Below are 19256 nucleotides of genomic sequence, written 5' to 3'. Positions count from 1 at the left end.
TCATCTATGCCATCCCCTCGATAATCTTGGCAAGTTTTACCGCCTGCTCGGACGCCGTTCCCTCAACGGCCTCGCACGTTTGGTCACGGTCGGGCACAAACGAGCGCACGACCTGTGTCGGCGACCCGGCAAGACCGCAACGCGCGGGGTCGGCGTTCACGTCGGCGGCACTGACCACGCGCACGTCCGCCTCCTCCGCCGCGCGAATACCGGCAATACTCGGCATACGCAACTGGCCAATCTCCTTGGCAGTCGTCATCGCGCACGGCATCTCAAGATACACCGTCTCCTCGCCGGCATCGCATCCGTGAATGAGCGCCAGCGAGCCACAGGTCGTAAAGCCCGCGCTCTGCACGCAACTCACGTCGGTCACGCAGGGAATCTCAAAGGCACCGGCAAGCTCGGGACCAATCTGGGCCGTATCGCCATCCACCGCCATCTTGCCGCAGATGAGCAGGTCGAAGTCCTCGTCGAGCGCCTCGATGCCGCACTTGAGGGCATAGGTGGTCGCCAGGGTATCGGCACCTGCAAAGGCGCGATCGGTCAGCAGCAGCGCGTCGTCGGCACCGCGGGCGATGCAGTCGCGCAGCAGCGACTCGGTCGCGGGGATGCCCATCGACACCACCGTTACGCGCACGTCCATGCCAAAGCCGATAAAGTCGTCTTTCAGCGCCAGCGCGCATTCCAAAGCGCTCGCATCAAAGGGATTAATGACCGCCTGCTTGCCATCGCGCACGATGGTATTGGTCTTGGGGTCCATCTTGACCTCGGTGCTGCCCGGCACGGCCTTGACGCACACCACCATATGGAAATCGCTCATCTTCACGCGCCCCCTTTCTGGACAAGCTCATCCAAGAGCTTCTCCGAAAACAGGTTGCCGCGACCCAGCTGCCCGTCGGGATCGAGCTGGAGCTTGAGCCGCGCCGACTCGACCATGGCCTCGTGACCGTACATCGTCTCTAAGAAGCCCGCCTTGATCTTGCCGACGCCGTGCTCGGCAGAAACGGCACCGCCCATAGCCGTTACCTCCGCAGCCCACTGGGCAAACAGCTCGCCACCGCGACGGTAGTCCTGCGCATCGCGCGGCAGGATGTTCACATGCAGATGGTTGTTACCGATGTGCCCCCAGGCAGCAGATTCAAGCCCGCTTTCGGCCAGTGTGCGGCGATAGAGGGCCACGACATCGGCAAGGCGTGCATTGGGCACCGACATGTCCGAACCCAGTTTGGTGATGGTGGGATCCGTGCGGCGACGCTCGTCGATAAGCATGTTGACGCTCTCGGGGACCGCATGGCGGAAGAACCGCTGGCACTCGCGATCAACCTCGGTGCGCGCGACCCATGTCGCATCGTCGCGGCCACCCGCAAACTCGAGCACCCATCCCAGGTGGTACAGTTCCTCGGTCGCCTGGGCCTCGTCATCGCAGTCGAGCTCCACGTAGACACAGACCTTGGCCTCTTTGTCGAGCGCCGGCAGCGAGGCAAACGCCGTCGACTGCTCGCGCTGGCGACGTAGAATATCCAGGGCGCCAGCGTCGAAGTACTCGATGGCAGCCGCATGGGACAGGACGGGACGCATGGAATCGGTAAAGGACACGGCCTTGTCTTCGCTATTGAAAAAGCAGCTCACACCCCAAACGACCGCAGGCGCCGCCTGCAGGGCAATCTCGAGCTCGGTGATAACGCCGAGCGTGCCGCAAGCACCGATAAAGAGGTCGATGGCGTCCATTTCGTCCGCAACGAAATAGCCTGAGGCATTTTTTGTCTTGGGCATGGTATAGCCGGGAAGATCGAGCTCGAGCGTACGGCCCACTGCCGTCACGAGCGACAGGTGGCGGCCCTGGGCAAAAGCCTCGCCGCGCTGAAGCTCAAGCAAATCGCCATCAGCCAGCGCGACGTGGAGTCCCGTGATATGTGGGCGCATGGGACCGTAGGCGTAGCTGCGGGCACCAGAGGCGTTACATGCCGCCATGCCGCCCAGACAGGCAGATGCCTCGGTGGGATCGGTGGGAAAGAACTGCTCGGGGGCCTCTTGGAACTCCTCGTAGGCCTCAAGCGATGCCTGGTCCCAACCAGCAGTCGGCAGCACCTTCTTGCTCAGCTGCTTGCGCAGCTCCGAGAGCACAACGCCCGGCTCCACGCGCAGCAGAAATTGGCCTTGTTCATCGCGGCGAAGGCCTAAGTAGCGATTCATACGGGAAGTATTGAGGATATGCCCGCCGTGGGGCACGGCACCGGCGGCAAGGCCGGTTCGGGCGCCCTGAACCGTTACCGGGACACGCTCGGCATGGAGCTTTTCCAAAATGGCACGGACCTCGTCTTCCGTTGTCGGAAACGAGATGCTCGAGGCCTCGCCCGATGCGCGAGACTCATCGCGACCATACTCTTCGAACTCGTCGGTGAAGGGTTTGATGGTTGCAGACACGCGAACTCCCCCTTTAGCTAACTACAGTGTTTGCAGGGAGATGTTACCGCATCGTTTCGTCGACGTGTTCGAGACCGTCTCCATAATTGGCGATTTTTACGTTCGTGCAATTCGGCGAGCGGCTTGATTTCCTCGGCAGACGATGCTTTTGACACATATGGCCCCGCCGTCGCCGACCGCGCGATTGTCGCTTGAAAAAAGTTGGAGTATTTTTTGCCGCCTTTTACCTGCGGAGACACCAATCCGTCAAGCATTTGGTCAGCAATTGGTCAAGTAGTGGCTGATACCGTCGGCATCAACAGCCAAAACCGACAGAAGTTTTGGCCCCAGAAGCAGGGAGGTTCCCATGGCATATTACTGGCCCCAGTACGGCATCGCCATCGAAGTCGACGACGATCCCCATCTCCTGCCTTTCGACGAAGAGGCATTCCCCGATACGACGGTCTACCACGTTACCACCGATGTGATCTGCGACCCCGAGTCGTTCTCGGCGCTCGCCCACCGCATCGCGCATATCCACGACATCGAGCTCCCTCCCGACTTCGACGAGCTTGTCTACTCACGCCGCCTGATGCTTCACATGCTCTTTGGAGCGAACCCGTCCACCTTTGCGCGCATCTATACCGCCAAGGATGCCGCATGAGCGCGAAGAAGCCACCCAACTTTGCAGGCCTGGGTCGTCGCAAGAAGCTCATCGTTGCCTGCTTGGCCATCGTCTGTGCCCTTGTCGCCGTAGGACTATACGCTTGGCAGTCGCAGCCCGTACCCGAGGCGGGCGCTTCGGTTACGACGGCCGAGGGCAAAACGCGTCAGGAAATCCAAGATGAGCTCGACGCCATCGTCCGCGACAACATGATGACGATCTCGGTCGCACCAGTCGCCCAGCTACAAAAAGGCGGCAAGCTGCGCGTCAACGTGCAAAACGTCCAGGACAACAAGTTTCCCCAGCGTTTCCGCGTGATCCAAAACGACGAGACCATCTATGAATCGGGCGTGGTCGAGACCGGCAAGACAATCGAAACGTGCCCCGCCGGCGACATCAAAGAAGGCGAGGCGTACATCGAGATCCAGGCACTCGATGCCAAGACCCTCGACAGCCACGGCAATCCGACACGTGTCAAGGTGCGGGTTGAGCAAGCCGAGAACTAGCTTTTCCGGCCGACGCGGCACCGCACGCAATTCACCAGCATTCGTCCAATCATCGCGGGGACGGCCCGCGGCGAATAGAAAGGAACGACCATGGACATCACCAGGAACATGAACGGAGCCAGAGCGCTCGTCGTGGGCGCAGGGCTCGCGCTCGCGCTCGCAATGGGCGCCGCCCCGACGCCAGCTATGGCAGCCGGGCGCGTTGGAACCACGAAGGTAATGGTCAGGACCGAGATCGACAACGTTGAGTTCAAAGTTCCGACGGTTATTCCCTTCGTCGCCAAGGCCGACGGCACGCTTCAGGGCCCCTCAGAAGACGCGACCACCATCGACAATCATTCGGCCTACGGCATCCATGTCACCAACATGAAGATCGACGCCATGAACACCTGGACCATTGCCGCCGACGCCAAGGACGGAACCGCGCAGAACTCCATCGACTTTAAGGTCGGCCCCGACGGCGCGCTCCAGAACGCCAGCGCCGCCGCGCAAGGGACGGGCCTCGATCTTTCCAAGAATGCAGCCTTCGACATGGGCTACCAGGGCATTGCCGGCGGCACGGACAAAATCAAGCTCAAGACAAGCGGAAACGTCGCCCGCGTCACGCGCGACATCTTCCGCGTAACCGGCGAAGGCGATCAGGTTGCGACGATCACCTGGACGGTCGAGCCCGGTGCGCACACGGCATAAGGCCGTCGCCCTGGCCGCCGCCGTCAGCATCCTAGCGTTTGGGCCAGCCATGGCCTTTGCCCAGCAAGAACAGGCGCAGGCCGCCACGCAAGTGACGGTCGACCTCTCGGAGCTCGACCGCGGCGACCGCGAGGAACCGTTGGCGCAGACAGGCGACAGACGATGGCTCTTGGCAGCAGGCGCCACAGCAGCAGGCGCGGGAACCGCCGGCCTCGGTCTGCACATCAAACGCAGCCAGAAACAAAACACGGACAGGCCGCACTAAATTAGCTAAGGAGACCCCATGGCATCGAAGAACCTTTTGCCCGTCGTCGCACTCTGCGGCGCGCTCGCAACCGGAACGCCTGTCGCCGCTTGGGCGACTCCCGTCATGGCAGACTCCTTACCAGTAGCCCTAAGTTCCGCACCAAATCCGTCGAGCGCCATTGCGTGCGAGCGTTTTTCGATCGCACAGGCCGTGATCTCAACCTCGGGATGCCTTCGTCGTAATACGGACGGCTCGATAGTCGTGGATATCAAGCGTTCGAACAAGGCAAACGGCTCCCAGGCGGGGTGCGCCGTCTGCACGTGGCGCTCGGTTGTGCTCGATGCGGATGGCGATCCATGCAATTTAGAGCTGCGCATCGACATCGCTTCGGTCGATGACTCGGCGAACGGAGCGAAGGTCGCCTTCGACGGTGCGTTTTTCGAGAAAGGAGGCGGTATATGTCTGGGCTGCGCCGCCGCGAATGCAGACGATGCGCAGCCCACCCTCTCATTCACGGCATCGTTGCGGCTGACCAAAGCCGGTACCGATGTTATCGCGGCGGGAGAAGCGTCCCTGCTGTTCTACGCCGTCAGCACCAAAGACACAGACGCTCATTTCGAGAAGCCAGCCGGATCACTCAGCCTTACACGAGGGATAGAGGCAGGCCCTATTGAAATCGATGCCCACGCGCAAAGCAGGCAACGCATTCTTGCCGACCCGGCGCTTCTCGAAATGGAGTGGAACGGATCCGGAGCCATCGGAATTCTCCCCTCCGCGTTTGACGCCAAGACGCTCCCCCCAAACGACGAACCCATCAACGCAACCATACAAGAAGAGAGCGCGGACAAAGAAGCAGGTGCGGGCGACACGCCGTCGCCGACAAACAACGTCCCAGCTTCTCTCGAAGCGCCGAATGAGCCCGCTGCCGATCCAAACGATCCCGAGCTCGCGGACAGTCTGGGGCTTGCTGATCCTCAAGAGATCGATGAAGGTAACTGCTGCGTGCTTGCCGCGCTCGACCACACAGAGGTCATCGACGCTGCGAACATCGAAGTTGCCGCCGCCAATCAGCCCGTCCGCAAGTCGACTATCATCGCATTTCCTGAATCCATCGAAGTCGTCTTTTTGCCATCGGGCGAGGTCGTGGCCCCAACACTGCTCACCTTGTTGGGCGCCAAGAATACTCGAAACGAAATTAAAAAGGTCACAGTTGTCGACCCTGCAACCACCGCCAAGCTGCGTCTATACGCCGTTGCTCCAGACGGAGGCAAGACCTTGGAATTCGATGGCGACACACTCCTGGCCTGGCGACGTCTGGACATTATGCAAGACGTCTCGTATCAGATCGAACTCGAAGGGTTTGATCGTGCCCGCGATGCCAATATCATCGCCGCGGCTATTGAATCCCCACAGCGGCTTATGACACTGCGCTTTGAATACTATCCCTATGTCCCGACAACCACCTGAGGCTTAAATGCCGCGCATCATTCCTAATACCACTTATATAACGTATTAGATGAGTCGCGATGTACCTCGCATTTCGTTCTGCTACGATTGCCACGTTGGCATCAATACAGGAGGGCTCATGCCGGGCTTGGGAACAATCATCAACGTTGTGCTTTTAGTTGCGGGCGGTCTTTTGGGATTAGCGGGCGGCCGCTTCATTACACCGCGCATCCAAGACACGCTCATGAAAGCATCGGGGCTGTGCGTCCTGTTTATCGGCCTTGGCGGCACCATGCAAAAGATGCTCCTTATCGATGGGAAGGCGCTAGCGACCACCGGCACCACCATGCTCATCGTCTCGTTCGCCCTCGGCTCGCTCATCGGCGAGGCCATCAACTTGGAGGCCGCCATCGAGAACCTTGGCGAATGGCTCAAGCGCAAAACCGGCAGCGAGGGCGATAACGAGTTCACCAACGCTTTTGTCTCGACTTCACTCACCGTGTGTATCGGCGCCATGGCCATTGTGGGATCGATCCAGGACGGTCTGCTCGGTGACTGGTCAACGCTTGCCCTGAAAGGCGCATTGGACTGCATCATCGTCTGCACCATGACGGCGTCGCTTGGCCGCGGCTGCATTTTCTCCGCCCTGCCCGTCGCCGTGTTCCAGGGGACGATCACGCTGTTTGCCGGCGCACTCTCCCCCATCATGACTACGGCAGCCCTCGACAGCCTTTCGCTCGTAGGCTCCATGCTCATCTTCTGCGTCGGCGTCAACCTCATCCGTCCTCAGACCTTCCGCACAGCCAATATGCTCCCCTCCGTCGTCATCGCCGTCATCTACGCCCTCCTGTTCTAAATCTATCTACGCAGCAGTATCTCGAACACCTGTTTGATGCTGTGCTATGATATGAGGTCACCGAAGCTGCGTTAGGAGAGGAGAAGCGGTGGCCGACCAGGACATCAAGATGCTCATCGAGCGCATTATGGCCGAGGCCCGGACCCATCAGTCCGCCCGCTTCTCAAACGAAATCTACGCCGACGAGCCGATTCTCAAAACCGGCCGACAGATGCAGAATTTCCTCCCCGACCAATACCGCAAGATGCGCGAGATATCGCGCTGGCAGGATGACCCCAAGGGCGGCGCGGGCCGCTGGCTATCGGAGGCCGAGCTTTTCTACCGCCAGGGCTTGCTGATGGCCGACTTTGAGGACGACTGTCCCTACAACGGCACCTTTAAGTCGTACTTTCCCACCTACAATGCCATGAGCGACCGGCAGTTGCGCGGCTACTTTACCTGGCGTGCCCAAGTGCGCCGCGGAACCGTCGAAGAAACGTCTACATCCTTTGCCTTTCTGTATCTCTATGAGCTGATTTGCGGCATTGGCGTAGATGATCCGCTCGAAGGTTTTAACAGGATCAAGGCCTTTTGGGATGCCTACCGCGCCTTTGAGCCCGGCATCGACCGGTTTGCGCGCGTGTGGCTTCAGGATTACGCCGTGTTCCACGCGCTCGACCCCAAGCTGCTTCGTGACTCTAAAACCGTCATGTTCGATAACGCCCTTATCGAGCTGCGGCGCGCGGCACGAGACCTTGTACCAGCACCGGCACCGTCCGGCCAGACCCCTAAGCGTCGCAAAACCTCCGAGCCCACGCTCCCCCTTCCGCCCGATGAGGTGCGCGAGGAGCGACTCATGGCCGCCATCAACGCCCTCTCCACGTACAACCTAAGTAACTCGCGGCTCGACCGCAGCCACCACCGCGATCTGCGCCACGTGGCGTGCGCCGTGTATGTCCGTATGGCGCGCTACTATGACACGCACCGAAAGACCGACATCGTGGCGAGCTTATTTGGGGAGGAGACGGCCATGCCCTACACCATGTTTGCCTCGGCCGTATTCTTTGCGCCCGAGCGCCACGAGGACTGCGAATATCGCCTGGACCCCATTCACATCTACCGCTGCCAAAACGGCTTTTGGGAATGCATGCGAATTCACGGCAGCAGGCAAAAAAGCAGCAAGCTTGGTGAGATGATGCGCGCCTGCGACCAACGCCTACGCCTGGCCCTAGACCCCACCCACCCCCTGAAGGAGGAGAAGGTCCCCAAATATCTGGCCAAGATCATCGATGACGAGATCATGGCATGGCTTTCGTGGGACGCCGCACACCAGCCCATCAAGATCGATATCGATTTGAGCCAGCTGGGGCACATTCGGAGCGCCGCCGCGCAAACGCGCGAAGCGCTTTTGATCGATGAGGAACGCGAGGACGACGCATCCGCAGAAGCCGAGGCAGCGGACTCAGGGCAACCGGAAGCCGAGCCCGTAACCGACGCGATTGTCGAACCGGTCGTGGCACTCATTCGGCAGGACTTGACCGACGAGCCGACCATATCCACCGAACAGTTTGGTGTCGTGGCACCGCTTCTCGCGCCGACGCCCGCGTTCGCAGCTGCTGCGCCCGCTGACGCTACAAACGAACTCGCGCCCGCCGCAGATGCCTTCCTTCGCGCACTGCTCGAGCAAAACGCAGCGCAAGCGACATCGGCAGTGGCGCACTCGGGACAGAGCGAGGACATGCTCGTCGATACCATCAACGAGGCGCTCTTTGACCTGGTGGGCGACACCGTAATTGAATTTAGCGCGGCAGGGCCGCAGATTATTGAGGACTACGAAGCAGACGCGAGAGGATACCTAGACCATGAGTGATACCGCATCCGCAGCACCCCGCGTGCCCAAGCGCGTCGCTGCCGTCATTCTCAACTCGCTCAAGGGCGGCGTGGTCCCGCGCATCGGCCTTCCCTACATTACCGTAGGGCGCGAGGTCGAGATCCGCGCCCTGCTCACCGATCTGAGTCTCATCGCCGACGGTGGTGCGAGCTTCCGCTTTCTGGTCGGTCGTTACGGCGCCGGCAAGAGCTTTTTGCTCCAGACCATCCGCACGCACGCCATGGGTGAGGGATTCGTCGTCGCCGATGCAGACTTATCCCCCGAGCGCCGTCTGCAGGGCGGGCAGGGGCAGGGCCTTGCCACCTACCGCGAGCTCATACGCAATATATCGACCAAGACGCGCCCCGAGGGCGGTGCGCTCAACCTTATTCTTGATCGCTGGGTCGCCTCGTACGCCGACGTCGACGAGTCGGTCGTCAATGCCCAACTGGCCCCGCTCGAGGAAATGGTCCACGGCTTCGACTTCACCCGCATGCTCCGCCGCTATCGCACGGCCGTATCCGAGGGCGACGAAGAAGCCATGAGCCGCGTGACCAAATGGATCCGCGGCGAATACCGTACCAAGAGCGAGGCTCGCGCCGAGCTGGGCTCCTCGACCATCATCAGCGATGACGACTGGTACGACTACGTTAAGCTCATCGCGCGTTTTTTGGTCTGCAGCGGCTACAAGGGTATGTTGGTGCTCATCGACGAGCTCGTGAATCTGTATAAGATTCCCAACGCGATCACGCGCCAGTACAACTACGAGAAGATCCTGACCATGTACAACGACACACTCCAGGGCAAGGCGCAGTACCTGGGCATGATCATGGGCGGCACGCCAACCTCCATCGAAGACCGCCGCCGCGGCGTGTTCTCCTACGAGGCCCTGCGCAGCCGACTCGCTCAAGGCCGCTTTGCACGCGAGGACCTTAAGGACATGCTCGCGCCCATCATCCGTCTGCAGCCACTCACCTACGAGGAGCTGCTGGTGCTGATCGAAAAACTCATGCAAATTCACGCCGGCTACTTTGGCTGGACGCCCACGCTTACCGAGAACGACTTGGTGGACTTCCTCAAGATCGAGTTCGGTCGTGTGGGAGCCGACACACATCTGACGCCGCGTGAAGTCATTCGCGACTTTATCGAGCTGCTCGACATCCTATGCCAAAACCCCGACGCCAACGTAGCCGAGCTGCTGCAAAGCGTCGGCGGCGACGCGCTGGTGCCGGCAGCAGCAACAGGCGACACCGGCACCGCAGGCGGCGACCGTAACTTCGCCGAATTCACCATCTAACCTGCCAAAAAGGGACAGGTTTATTTTGGCAGGTTTTATCTGGGCGAACGTTGAGACTGTAATGCAGCAAGCCGTTGCCAGCCGCGTTGAGAGATTCGTTTTTGAGAGGAGGCCCCGTGAACGCCTTTGACCGCTACGCCCCGTTTATCCAAGACTTCATCTACTCCCACGATTGGGAGAGCCTGCGCTCTATCCAGGTTGAGGCGGCAGACGCCATCTTTAACACACAAGACAATGTGCTCCTAACGGCATCCACAGCTTCCGGCAAAACCGAAGCGGCCTTCTTTCCCATCCTGACCGAGTTTTGGGAGAACCCGCCCGCAAGCGTTGGTGCCCTCTACATTGGCCCCCTCAAGGCACTCATCAATGATCAGTTCGTCCGTCTCAATGACCTGTGCGAAGAGGCCGATATCCCTGTCTGGCACTGGCATGGCGATGTCTCGCAGTCGCACAAGGCTAAGCTCATCAAAAAACCGAACGGCATCTTGCAGATTACGCCCGAGTCACTCGAGGCGCTCTTAATCCATAAGCACATGGCGATCCCGCGCATGTTTTGCGACCTGCGCTATGTGGTCATCGATGAGGTCCACTCGCTCATGCGCGGCGACCGTGGCGGGCAGACGCTCTGCCTTATCGAGCGACTCTCGCGCATGGCCGGCGTGCAACCTCGACGCATTGGCCTTTCGGCCACCATCGGCGACCCCGAGCGCACGGGTGCCTTTCTCTCACAGGGAACGGGGCGCGACTGCGTTATCCCACGCTTTGAAGAGCCGCGCCGCGTGTGGCGCATCTCCATGGAGCACTTCTACAACTCGGGCCCCCAGGCACAGCAACGGGGATTCATGGGCACAGGTCCTCAAGAGGCCGAAGTGCTTGCGTGCGAGCGCATCGAGGCGGCGGCATCCGCGGCACTGCCCGCCGGCGCCCAAGACATGCGTCACAGCGGACAGCTCACACAAGAGGAGCGCCGTCAACATCGCGAACGGGCACGGGGCAAAGCCGCTCCCAAAGACCGTCGCACTTCCTCGGCCCCCGAGGGCGAAGTCGACATCCCACGAGCGACCGAGCAGGCGCTTCTCAACCCCACCGACACGGCGCCCGACAACGCCGACCCCGGTATGGGCTATATCTTTGAGCATACGCGCGGCCGCAAGTGCCTGGTCTTTGCCAACTCGCGCGAGGAGGCAGAGGCCGTGTGCTCCATGCTGCGTAGCTACTGCGAGAACCGGCACGAGCCCGACCGTTTCCTCATTCATCACGGCAATCTTTCGGCATCGTTGCGCGAGACGGCCGAGGAACTCATGCGCGATGAGGAGCAGGCACAGACAACCGTCACCACCTCTACGCTGGAGCTCGGTATCGATATCGGCCGTCTGGAGCGTGCGTTCCAGATCGATGCGCCGTTTACCGTCAGCTCCTTTTTGCAGCGAATGGGCCGCACGGGACGCCGCGATCTTCCGCCCGAGATGTGGTTTGTTATGCGCGAGGAAGAGCCCGAGCCGCGCACGATGATGCCCGAGACCATCCCGTGGAAGCTCCTGCAGGGCATCGCGCTCGTACAACTCTATCGCGAGGAAAAGTGGGTCGAGCCGCCCGAGCTCGATCGACTCCCCTACAGCCTGCTCTACCACCAGACCATGTCGACGCTCGCCAGCACCGGCGAGCTCACGCCGGCCGAGCTTGCTCAGCGTGTACTCACGCTCAGCTATTTCCACCGCGTCTCGGCCGATGACTATCGCGTACTGCTGCGCCACCTCATCAAGATCGACCACATCCAGGTCACCGAGGGCGGTGGGCTCATCGTGGGTCTCGCGGGAGAGCGCATCATCAACAACTTTAAGTTCTACGCCGTGTTCCAGGAAAACGAGGAGTTCACCGTTCGCAGCGAGTCGGCCGAATTGGGCACGATCGTCAACCCGCCACCGCCCGGTGAGCGCATCGCCATCGCCGGACACTGCTGGATTGTCGAGGAAGTGGACTGGAAGCGCCACACCGTCTTTGCCACGCAGGTCAAGGGCCGTGTGCCGGCCTACTTTGGCGACTGCCCCGGTGACATCAATACACACGTACTCGAACGCATGCGCAAGGCGCTCAACGAGCATGCAACATATCCGTACCTCATGGCTAACGCACGGGCTCGCTTGGCGCAGGCTCGTCATACCGCCGAGATTTCGGGCGCGGGAACTAAGCCGCTCATCAACCTGGGTGGCGACACCTGGGTGCTCTTCCCCTGGTTGGGCAGCTACGCCTTCCTAGCACTCGAGCGCATGCTTAAAATCAAATGTGCCGCTGAGTTGGGCCTTCGCGGGCTCGATCCGTCGCGTCCATACTTTATGCAGTTCAAGATGAAGGCCGACGAGGAGACATTCTTTGAGGTGCTCGCCGCCGAGGCCGAGAAGGACTTCGATCCCATCGAGCTCGTCTATCCCGGCGAGGTGCCTTATTTTGATCGCTACGACGAGTACGTTCCCGAGGAGCTCGTGCGCAAAGGCTTTGCCGAAGGCGTGCTCGAAATCGAGGGTATGAAGCAGCGCGTTCTCGGCTGGCGCGACCACGCCTAAGACCAATCTTTTTGGGACGGGGAGACTTACTTGTCGTGAAGGACGGTGCCGAGAAAGTCGGTGTCGAAGGGCACGGCTTCGGCAAAGGCATAGTCGACGTCGCTGGCGATGAGCAGGTAGTTTTCCTCGCCGCCGAACTCCGTATCGCCACATGGGACCACCCAGGCGTGGGCGAACACCTCGAGTGCCGTGGCGGCGCAGTCGCGCAGGAACGTCACATCGCTCCCCTCGTTTGCGCTCACGATATTGGCAACGTAGACACCACCGGCATTTAGGCTGCCTCGCACTAAACGCAACGCCTCAACCGTCGCCAGCTCGCGTACGGGCTCGGCACCGCCAAAGCAATCGCTCACGACCACGTCGTAGCGACGATGACCCACGCTCGTCACGCCCAGATACGAGCGAGCCTCAGCGGTAATCACTCGCAGGCGATCGCCCACCGTGCGCTCCAGCTCGTCCAGGTAGAACCAACGGCGCGCCAGGCGCGTAATCTCGGCATCGTACTCAACGACGTCCATGCGCAAGCTCTCGTGCGACATCAGTGCAAACTTGGGATAGGCAAACCCGCCGCCGCCCAGCATGAGCATACGGTCGATACCATGCCCGTAAGCATCACGCATTGCGTCCTCAGCCTCAAACACGTCGTCAAACGCGCGATAGTACGCAAAGACGGGCTCCGCCCAACGCTCGCCAACGTAGCTTGCGCTTTGGTAAACGCCGCCCTGCACCAATACACGGACTTCGTCGCCGCCCTCATCGTGCACGCGTTTCACACGCGCCAACCCATTGCGGGTTCGCGCAACCTGCAGACAGGCAGCACGGACAGCGACAGCGGCCGCGCCAAGCGCCGCGGCCCCCAGAGCAACGCCGGCAACGACGCCGGCAGAAACACTCGGCTTGTTCATCTAGAGCTCCTTTTGCAGATAAAGGCCATGGTCATAAAATCCAAGATGACGATAGTACTCACGTGTGCCAATCGCGCTAATCACGTTGATACGCGCATAACCCGCATCCCGGGCAATCTCGCACGCACGCTCTACGAGCAAACGCCCCAACCCGTGATGCTGCGCCGCCTGGCCTTGATCGCCCACGCGCGCCGCCATGCCATACACGTGAACCTCGCGAATCATCGCCTCGTCCGACACCGTCGGCAACTCGTCCGCATGCGCGGCAACAAACGCGCGGTCGGGCAGCGACAGGCGCAAAAAGCCCGCGATTTTGCCCTGCGGTGTCACCCACTGCAAAAAGCGCTCGTGCGTCACCGGCGTCTCGTACGCCACTTCCTCGTCAAGGGTCAACTCGTCCAGGTCGGCGCCCGCCGTGCTGATCTCGCGATAGCGAATCTCACGCACCGTCGCACCGTCACCCCGAGCAGCCAGGCGGTTCTCAACGAGCTGGCGCAGGTTGGGTTTCTTGTTGCCCACCATGATGTCATCGGAGCTAAAGTCGCGGATCATGCGGCTGATGCGGCAGAACGCCGGCGTCACCACGATGTCGTCGGCCAACACATCGAGCAGCTCGTCCTCGGTATAGGGGCGCCACTCGCCACGCTCGTAACAGCCCACCAGACGCGAGCCCTCGATGAGCGCGCACGGGTAGACCTTGACCTCGTCGGGCATAAAGGCGCCCTCGGTCATAAAGCGCTCGTAGTCGCGCTTGTCCCCATCAGGCGTGGCGCCCAGCAAGTTGAGCATAAAGTGCGCGTGGATCTTAAAGCCAAACAGGCGCGCGAGCGAAAACGCCCGCTCGATCTGCGCCACCGAAATGCGGCGCTCGTTGATATCGAGTAGATGCTGGTCAAGACTCTGAATACCCATCTGAATCTTGGTGCAGCCCAAGCGACGGATAAGTGTGAGGGCCTGCGGCGTTACGGCATCGGGGCGTGTCTCGATAACGAGCCCCACTACGCGATGCTTCGCCGTCTCGTTGATGCGCTGCTGATGCTCAAGTTCCTCCATCGTTGCCGCCTGCCACTCGGCAACCTCGCCCCACGGCGTGCCAGGGCCGTACAGACGACGCACCGCACGGTTGTAGCCGCCCACAGCAACATCCACGCGCTCCTGCTCTCCTGCAACACCGCTCGCGAGCTCGGCCTCGTCTGTCGCAATGCCGGCAGCCCGGTAGCGCTCGCGACGCCCCGCCACCACCGGCGGCAGGGCATCGGCGGGCGCATCGTCGAGCAGGCGCCCCGCCTCGGCACGACTGATGCCCGGACGCGCCAACATGGGATTTGCCGCCACGCCCGCCACCGCATCATCATTGAGTGCACGGAAGAGCTCCGACATAAACCATGCCTGGTACCCTTGCGGATAGTCGCTCCAGGTACCGCCAAGAACGATAAGCTCGATCTTGTCGGTTGCATGCCCCATCTGCGAAAGCGCGGTCAGGCGAGCGCTCACCTGCAGATACGGGTCGAAGCAGTTTTGCTCCGCACGGGCGCATGCCGGCTCGGCGTGCAGATAGCTTTTAGGCATGCGCAGGTCGTTGGGGCAAAACAGGCAATCGCCCGAGCACGGCCAGGGCTTGGTGATGACGGTAATGGTCGCCACGCCCGAAGCCGTTCGGCGCGGCTTCATGCGTAGCACCTGCAGCAGTTGACGCTCCAGCTCCGCATCGACATTCCATCCAGCCCAACGAGCCGGCTCCTCACGTTTAACCCGCTGGTAGAACGGCAGCAGACGGCGCTTGGCCAAATCGCGTTTGTCGGCACCCTCGCGGCGCGCCTCGGCATGTATCAGTTTGACGAGCGCTTTGTCATCCACGGTCTCGCCGCGACGCAGAGCCTCGAGTATGTTCAAGATAATCTGTTCCATGCCCCCATTGTAAAGGCAAAGGCGCCGGAGCCCGTCACGGCTCCGGCGCCTCCATCAAAGAGCATGCCTATATGTACCGATCTCCGAAAACCGCATGTCACTCCGGATCAAACGACATGTCGCCCGAACCGACCTCAAAACGATACGTAGCAGACTTATCGCCGTTATCGAATTCAAGATTCAAAATGGTCTCGCCGTCGTAGCCAAGCGGAAGGAAATCGCTCTCAAAGTCGCCGCTGCCCAAGGTGAGGCTCGCCTTAAAGCCCGTCGAGTTCGGAACCGTCATCTCCACATCGCCCGAGCCCACACTCACGTCCATCGACTTCGCGGGGGCCTGGTAGAGCTCGAACGTCACATCGCCCGAACCGACCTCGGCATTCAGGGTATCGGTCACGGTGCCCGTAAACTCAACGTCTCCAGAGTCCAAAGTCAGGTTAAGGTCATGACACGCAATACCCGCGACCGTCAGGTCACCCGATCCTACATTCGCTGTAATGCCCACCATGTTATCGGCAACTTCGCGCGGCAGTTCGACGGTAACCGTGCGGTCAATGGCGCGCTCGTCATCGCAATCGAACTGGCGAATCTTGAGCGTAGAGCCCTTGATTTCGGCCAGGTTCTGGGTTGCCGCATCGAAGGCAACGGTCCCCGTTGCCACGCGACCGCTTTCAATTACGCGCACTGGCCCGCTGGAGACGTGTTTGACCTCGACCGTGCCCGACGTCACGTCCAAGTCAAGCGATGTGAACGCGTCGGCATCAAAGGTTTCGCTCGAAAGCTGCTGAGGCTGAGCGGAATAGTTACCGCCATCCAAAAGATCGTCCTCGTCAACCGCATCGTCCATACCAGAGAAGCCGGATACAACATCGTCGAGATCCCACGGGCCATCAAAATGAATCAAAGTCCGCGAAATGCCAAAGACAAGCCCGATGATGAGCGCAAACGCTCCGATGCCAACGCCCAAGCGCCTCTTAGACTCATGCGAGAGCTTCATCATTCATCACCTTCTTTGGCACTCGACTCAGCGGTGGTCGCGGCAGCCATGTCAGCGTCAACCGCTGTGAAAACGTCCTCCCCCTTAGTCCTAGCGACCGCCGGCGCCGGACCAACCTGGATATCCCCGCGCGCCCAATCGCCATCGAGCGCACGCGCCACCCAGTGATAGATGGGGATCGTAAAGAAGATCAGCGCGGCAAAGGGACCGGCACCAAACAGGAACATCAGCAAAAAGAACAGTAGCCAACACACGGCCCAATACGGGAACGACTGGAACGGGCCCTTCACCGGAGTCGAGCCAACCGCGGTGCCACTCGTCGCCTGCGCCGTAGCGGCATTGGCGGCCTGCGCACTCCAGCTTGCCGCTTGTGCCGCCTTGGCCGCAGCATCACTCGCCTGCGTTGCCGCCTCGGTAGCGCGCGCCGCCGCCTCATGGGTGCGAGCACGCTCTGCCGCCTCGGCCTCGCGCTGACGGGCGCGGTCCTCGTTCTCAAACTCGATATCGTCCTCGATCTCGTCGCTCGGATTGAGCAGCTCGTCCAGGCTCACGCCATAGAGTTTGGCGAGCGAGATTAGGTTCTCGGTATCGGGCGAGCTCTCCGCGCGCTCCCATTTACTGACTGCCTGGCGCGACAGCCCCAGCTTTCGCGCCAGCCCTTCTTGGCTAAAACCCTTGCTGCGACGAAGGTCGGCGAGCCGCTGCGCAGTTTCTACATTCATGGTTCCTCCTATGTGATGCCAGCCGTGCCGCCGGACCGTTTTTTGTTCTTAAGGCGCCTTGCACAGTTAAAAATCTATCCGCCACCGCCAAAAGCATGCCACCTATTCTAGTGAGATTTTTGACAACCGGCGGTTGCGGGCACATATGAGCTGCGGAAATGTGTCCAAACAAAGCAATGACCCACGGCTCGGTTGTCCCCGTTGCGGCGTTAACGGTAGTATGGTCGTACTGTTTATTCCGCACCGCCAACGGAGGGAGTCCCGCGCCGTGAACCGCGATTTCGCCTCATCGCTCATCCAGCTCAACAATACGTTCTATCGCGAGCACTCCGCCTCCTTTTCCGATACGCGCCAGGCCCCGTGGCCCGGCTGGGTGCGCACCATGGACATTGCGCTCGAACAGCTCGACGTCGCCACGATCGAGCATCCCGTCCGCGTCTTCGATCTTGCCTGCGGCAATATGCGATTCGAGAACTTTGCCGCCGGCGGCGCACTCGCCGCCAAGGGCGTCGACGGCGCAAACCCCTCGGCAGATGCCAGTTGCCCGTTTGAGTTCTATGGTGTCGACTCGTGTCAAGATTTGGCTATCGATGCACATGGCCACGCCCTGCGCATTCCCAACCTGCACTTCCAGGAACTCGATGTGCTCGACGCCCTCATGAGGCTCAACCCCGCCGAGACGCCCGACGTGCTTTTCGATGCCCCGCTCGCCGACATCTCGGTCTGCTTTGGCTTTATGCACCACGTGCCATCGTGCGAGTACCGCGTACGCGTGCTCGACGCCCTGGTGCGCCAGACGCGCCCAGGCGGCATCATCGCCATCAGCTTTTGGGAGTTTATGAACGACGAGCGCATGGCGCGCAAGGCCGTTCGCGCCGAGGCCCGCGCCGAGCTCACCCCGCCGTTTGAGGGTTACGATTCCGCGCAGTTTGAAGCCGGCGACCACCTCATCGGCTGGCAAAACGACCGCCATGCTTACCGCTATTGCCACCACTTTGACGATCAGCAGATCACCGACCTGGTGCGCGGCGTCCGTACGTTCTACAAGAGCGGCGAGGTCCCCGTGCGCGAGCTTGAGCGCTTCCATGCCGACGGTCGCAGCGGCGAGCTCAACCGTTATGTGATCCTCAAGCGCCTGTAGGCATCGACGACTCGCCGCCGAGCCGCATCGCATCTTTCGGGCAAGCTATACCCACCCTTTTTCAACCCATTGACGGAACGCGCAGCTATGCGTTCCATACTTATGACCAAGGAGCCTTATGGGAGCCGTCCACGTTCGCACGCCTAAGAACTTTGTGCTCGAGGAGCGCCTGGAGCGCTACGCCGATGCGATTGAGACGAACCCCGAGGCCTATGCCGGAGATTGGCGAAAGGCCTGTGCTCCCGCAGGCAGCAAGCCTTTCGAACGCCTTCACTTGGATCTTGGCTGTGGCAAGGGAACCTATCTGGTCGAGCGCGCCCACCGCGAGCCCGACACCCTCTTTATCGGCATGGACCAGGAGCCCATCTGCATCGCCTATGCCGCGCAGAAAATCTGCGAACAGGAACTGACCAACGCACTCGTCCTGCCCCGAGGCGCTGCATCGCTGCCGCAGGCGTTTGCCACAGGCGAGCTCGATGCCATCACCATCAACTTTCCCACGCCGCATCCCAAGGCTAAGTACGCCAAAAAACGACTCGTCCATGTCGACCATCTGATGCTCTACCGCCCGCTCTTTTCAGCCGGCGCTACCGTCACGCTGCGCACTGACAGCAAGCCGTTGCGCGATTACGCCCTGGGACAGTTTGCCGCGGCAGGCTACGACACGCTTTGGGTAAGTGACGACGTCCGCCGCGACCATCCCGAGCACCCCGAGACCGAGTACGAGTGCCGCACGCGCGAGATGGGCGCCACCGTCTATGGCATTTGCGCCACACCCGGCGCGCAGCCCAGCGATGAACAGCTCGCGGCGGGCCGCGTGCAGGAGCAAAGCCTTGCCCGCTACCTGCCCGACAACCTCGATGAGCTCACCTATGTACCTCTGGGCATGGAAGAGGCCGTCGAGAACTTTAGAAACCGCGCCCGCAAAGGCAAGAAGCGCCTGCCGCAAGTGAACTGCACCCCAAAACTTGGACGGCTTAAATAAAAGCTACGCCGCAAGGGACTGGCTCCGGAACTCCTCCGGGGTCAGTCCCTTCAGTTTAACCTGGCGCCTCCTCGTGTTCCAA

General features: G+C 60.9%; 18 protein-coding genes. 11 read left to right on the top strand and 7 right to left on the bottom strand.

From position 1 onward, the window contains the following. Nucleotides 1-4: 4 nt before the first annotated feature. Nucleotides 5-820, bottom strand: coding sequence for an electron transfer flavoprotein subunit beta/FixA family protein (locus I4W07_RS06770; RefSeq protein WP_055310559.1), 816 nt, complete (start codon nt 818-820; stop codon nt 5-7). Between the two features lie 2 nt (nt 821-822). Beyond that, entirely contained in the window at nt 823-2424 is a 1602-nt protein-coding gene (locus I4W07_RS09325) for an FAD-binding oxidoreductase (protein WP_161115343.1), read from the bottom strand. Between the two features lie 346 nt (nt 2425-2770). Between I4W07_RS09325 and I4W07_RS06760 the strand changes: the two genes are divergently transcribed. The 9 genes from I4W07_RS06760 (at nt 2771) to I4W07_RS06720 (ending at nt 12519) form a co-directional block, all read left to right on the top strand. After that, nucleotides 2771-3067, top strand: coding sequence for a hypothetical protein (locus I4W07_RS06760; RefSeq protein WP_117746255.1), 297 nt, complete (start codon nt 2771-2773; stop codon nt 3065-3067). Beyond that, on the top strand, nt 3064-3573 hold the full coding sequence (locus tag I4W07_RS06755; RefSeq protein WP_196026045.1) for a hypothetical protein: 510 nt from the start codon (nt 3064-3066) through the stop codon (nt 3571-3573). Before I4W07_RS06760 ends, I4W07_RS06755 begins: the two co-directional genes overlap by 4 nt. A 90-nt stretch (nt 3574-3663) precedes the next feature. Continuing rightward, nucleotides 3664-4263, top strand: coding sequence for a hypothetical protein (locus I4W07_RS06750; RefSeq protein WP_196026044.1), 600 nt, complete (start codon nt 3664-3666; stop codon nt 4261-4263). Beyond that, nucleotides 4247-4528: a hypothetical protein gene (locus I4W07_RS06745; protein WP_035137055.1), complete on the top strand. Its 282-nt coding sequence runs from the start codon at nt 4247-4249 to the stop codon at nt 4526-4528. The genes I4W07_RS06750 and I4W07_RS06745 overlap by 17 nt, the downstream gene beginning before the upstream one ends. Before the next feature lie 18 nt (nt 4529-4546). Further along, on the top strand, nt 4547-5977 hold the full coding sequence (locus I4W07_RS06740) for a hypothetical protein (RefSeq protein ID WP_196026043.1): 1431 nt from the start codon (nt 4547-4549) through the stop codon (nt 5975-5977). 118 nt (nt 5978-6095) lie between these two features. Then, on the top strand, nt 6096-6812 hold the full coding sequence (locus I4W07_RS06735; RefSeq protein WP_035137052.1) for a DUF554 domain-containing protein: 717 nt from the start codon (nt 6096-6098) through the stop codon (nt 6810-6812). Nucleotides 6813-6900: 88 nt separating this feature from the next. Further along, nucleotides 6901-8661: a TerB N-terminal domain-containing protein gene (locus I4W07_RS06730; RefSeq protein ID WP_271739770.1), complete on the top strand. Its 1761-nt coding sequence runs from the start codon at nt 6901-6903 to the stop codon at nt 8659-8661. Then, nucleotides 8654-9958 carry an ATP-binding protein gene (locus I4W07_RS06725; RefSeq protein WP_161115338.1) on the top strand — a complete coding sequence of 435 codons (1305 nt, stop codon included), beginning with the start codon at nt 8654-8656 and terminating at the stop codon, nt 9956-9958. Before I4W07_RS06730 ends, I4W07_RS06725 begins: the two co-directional genes overlap by 8 nt. A 116-nt stretch (nt 9959-10074) precedes the next feature. Then, nucleotides 10075-12519: a DEAD/DEAH box helicase gene (locus I4W07_RS06720; RefSeq protein ID WP_196026042.1), complete on the top strand. Its 2445-nt coding sequence runs from the start codon at nt 10075-10077 to the stop codon at nt 12517-12519. Nucleotides 12520-12545: 26 nt separating this feature from the next. On the opposite strand, the gene I4W07_RS06715 is transcribed toward I4W07_RS06720, so the two are convergent. From I4W07_RS06715 to I4W07_RS06700, 4 genes are all read right to left on the bottom strand, one after another. Continuing rightward, complete coding sequence (locus tag I4W07_RS06715) at nt 12546-13424, bottom strand: spermidine synthase (RefSeq protein ID WP_196026041.1); 879 nt, start codon at nt 13422-13424, stop codon at nt 12546-12548. Beyond that, nucleotides 13425-15332: an elongator complex protein 3 gene (locus I4W07_RS06710; RefSeq protein ID WP_196026040.1), complete on the bottom strand. Its 1908-nt coding sequence runs from the start codon at nt 15330-15332 to the stop codon at nt 13425-13427. 97 nt (nt 15333-15429) lie between these two features. After that, complete coding sequence (locus I4W07_RS06705) at nt 15430-16326, bottom strand: DUF4097 family beta strand repeat-containing protein (RefSeq protein WP_196026039.1); 897 nt, start codon at nt 16324-16326, stop codon at nt 15430-15432. Beyond that, nucleotides 16326-17048 (bottom strand): helix-turn-helix domain-containing protein, encoded by a 723-nt coding sequence (locus I4W07_RS06700; protein ID WP_196026038.1) that lies wholly within the window; start codon nt 17046-17048, stop codon nt 16326-16328. Before I4W07_RS06700 ends, I4W07_RS06705 begins: the two co-directional genes overlap by 1 nt. A gap of 268 nt (nt 17049-17316) precedes the next feature. Here I4W07_RS06700 and I4W07_RS06695 point away from each other — a divergent pair, with 268 nt between their 5' ends. Then, entirely contained in the window at nt 17317-18189 is an 873-nt protein-coding gene (locus I4W07_RS06695; RefSeq protein WP_196026037.1) for a methyltransferase domain-containing protein, read from the top strand. Nucleotides 18190-18307: 118 nt separating this feature from the next. After that, on the top strand, nt 18308-19174 hold the full coding sequence (gene trmB / locus I4W07_RS06690) for a tRNA (guanine(46)-N(7))-methyltransferase TrmB (RefSeq protein WP_196026036.1): 867 nt from the start codon (nt 18308-18310) through the stop codon (nt 19172-19174). A gap of 3 nt (nt 19175-19177) precedes the next feature. Here trmB and I4W07_RS09260 read toward each other — a convergent pair. Next, the coding region (locus I4W07_RS09260) for an IS3 family transposase (protein ID WP_196026061.1) at nt 19178-19256 on the bottom strand (79 nt) is incomplete at its 5' end.

This window comes from Collinsella aerofaciens, assembly GCF_015670745.1.
Classification (GTDB): Bacteria; Actinomycetota; Coriobacteriia; order Coriobacteriales; family Coriobacteriaceae; genus Collinsella; species Collinsella aerofaciens_T.
The sequence above is the reverse complement of the archived record's forward strand: the minus strand, read 5'-3'. Positions and strand labels throughout refer to the sequence as shown.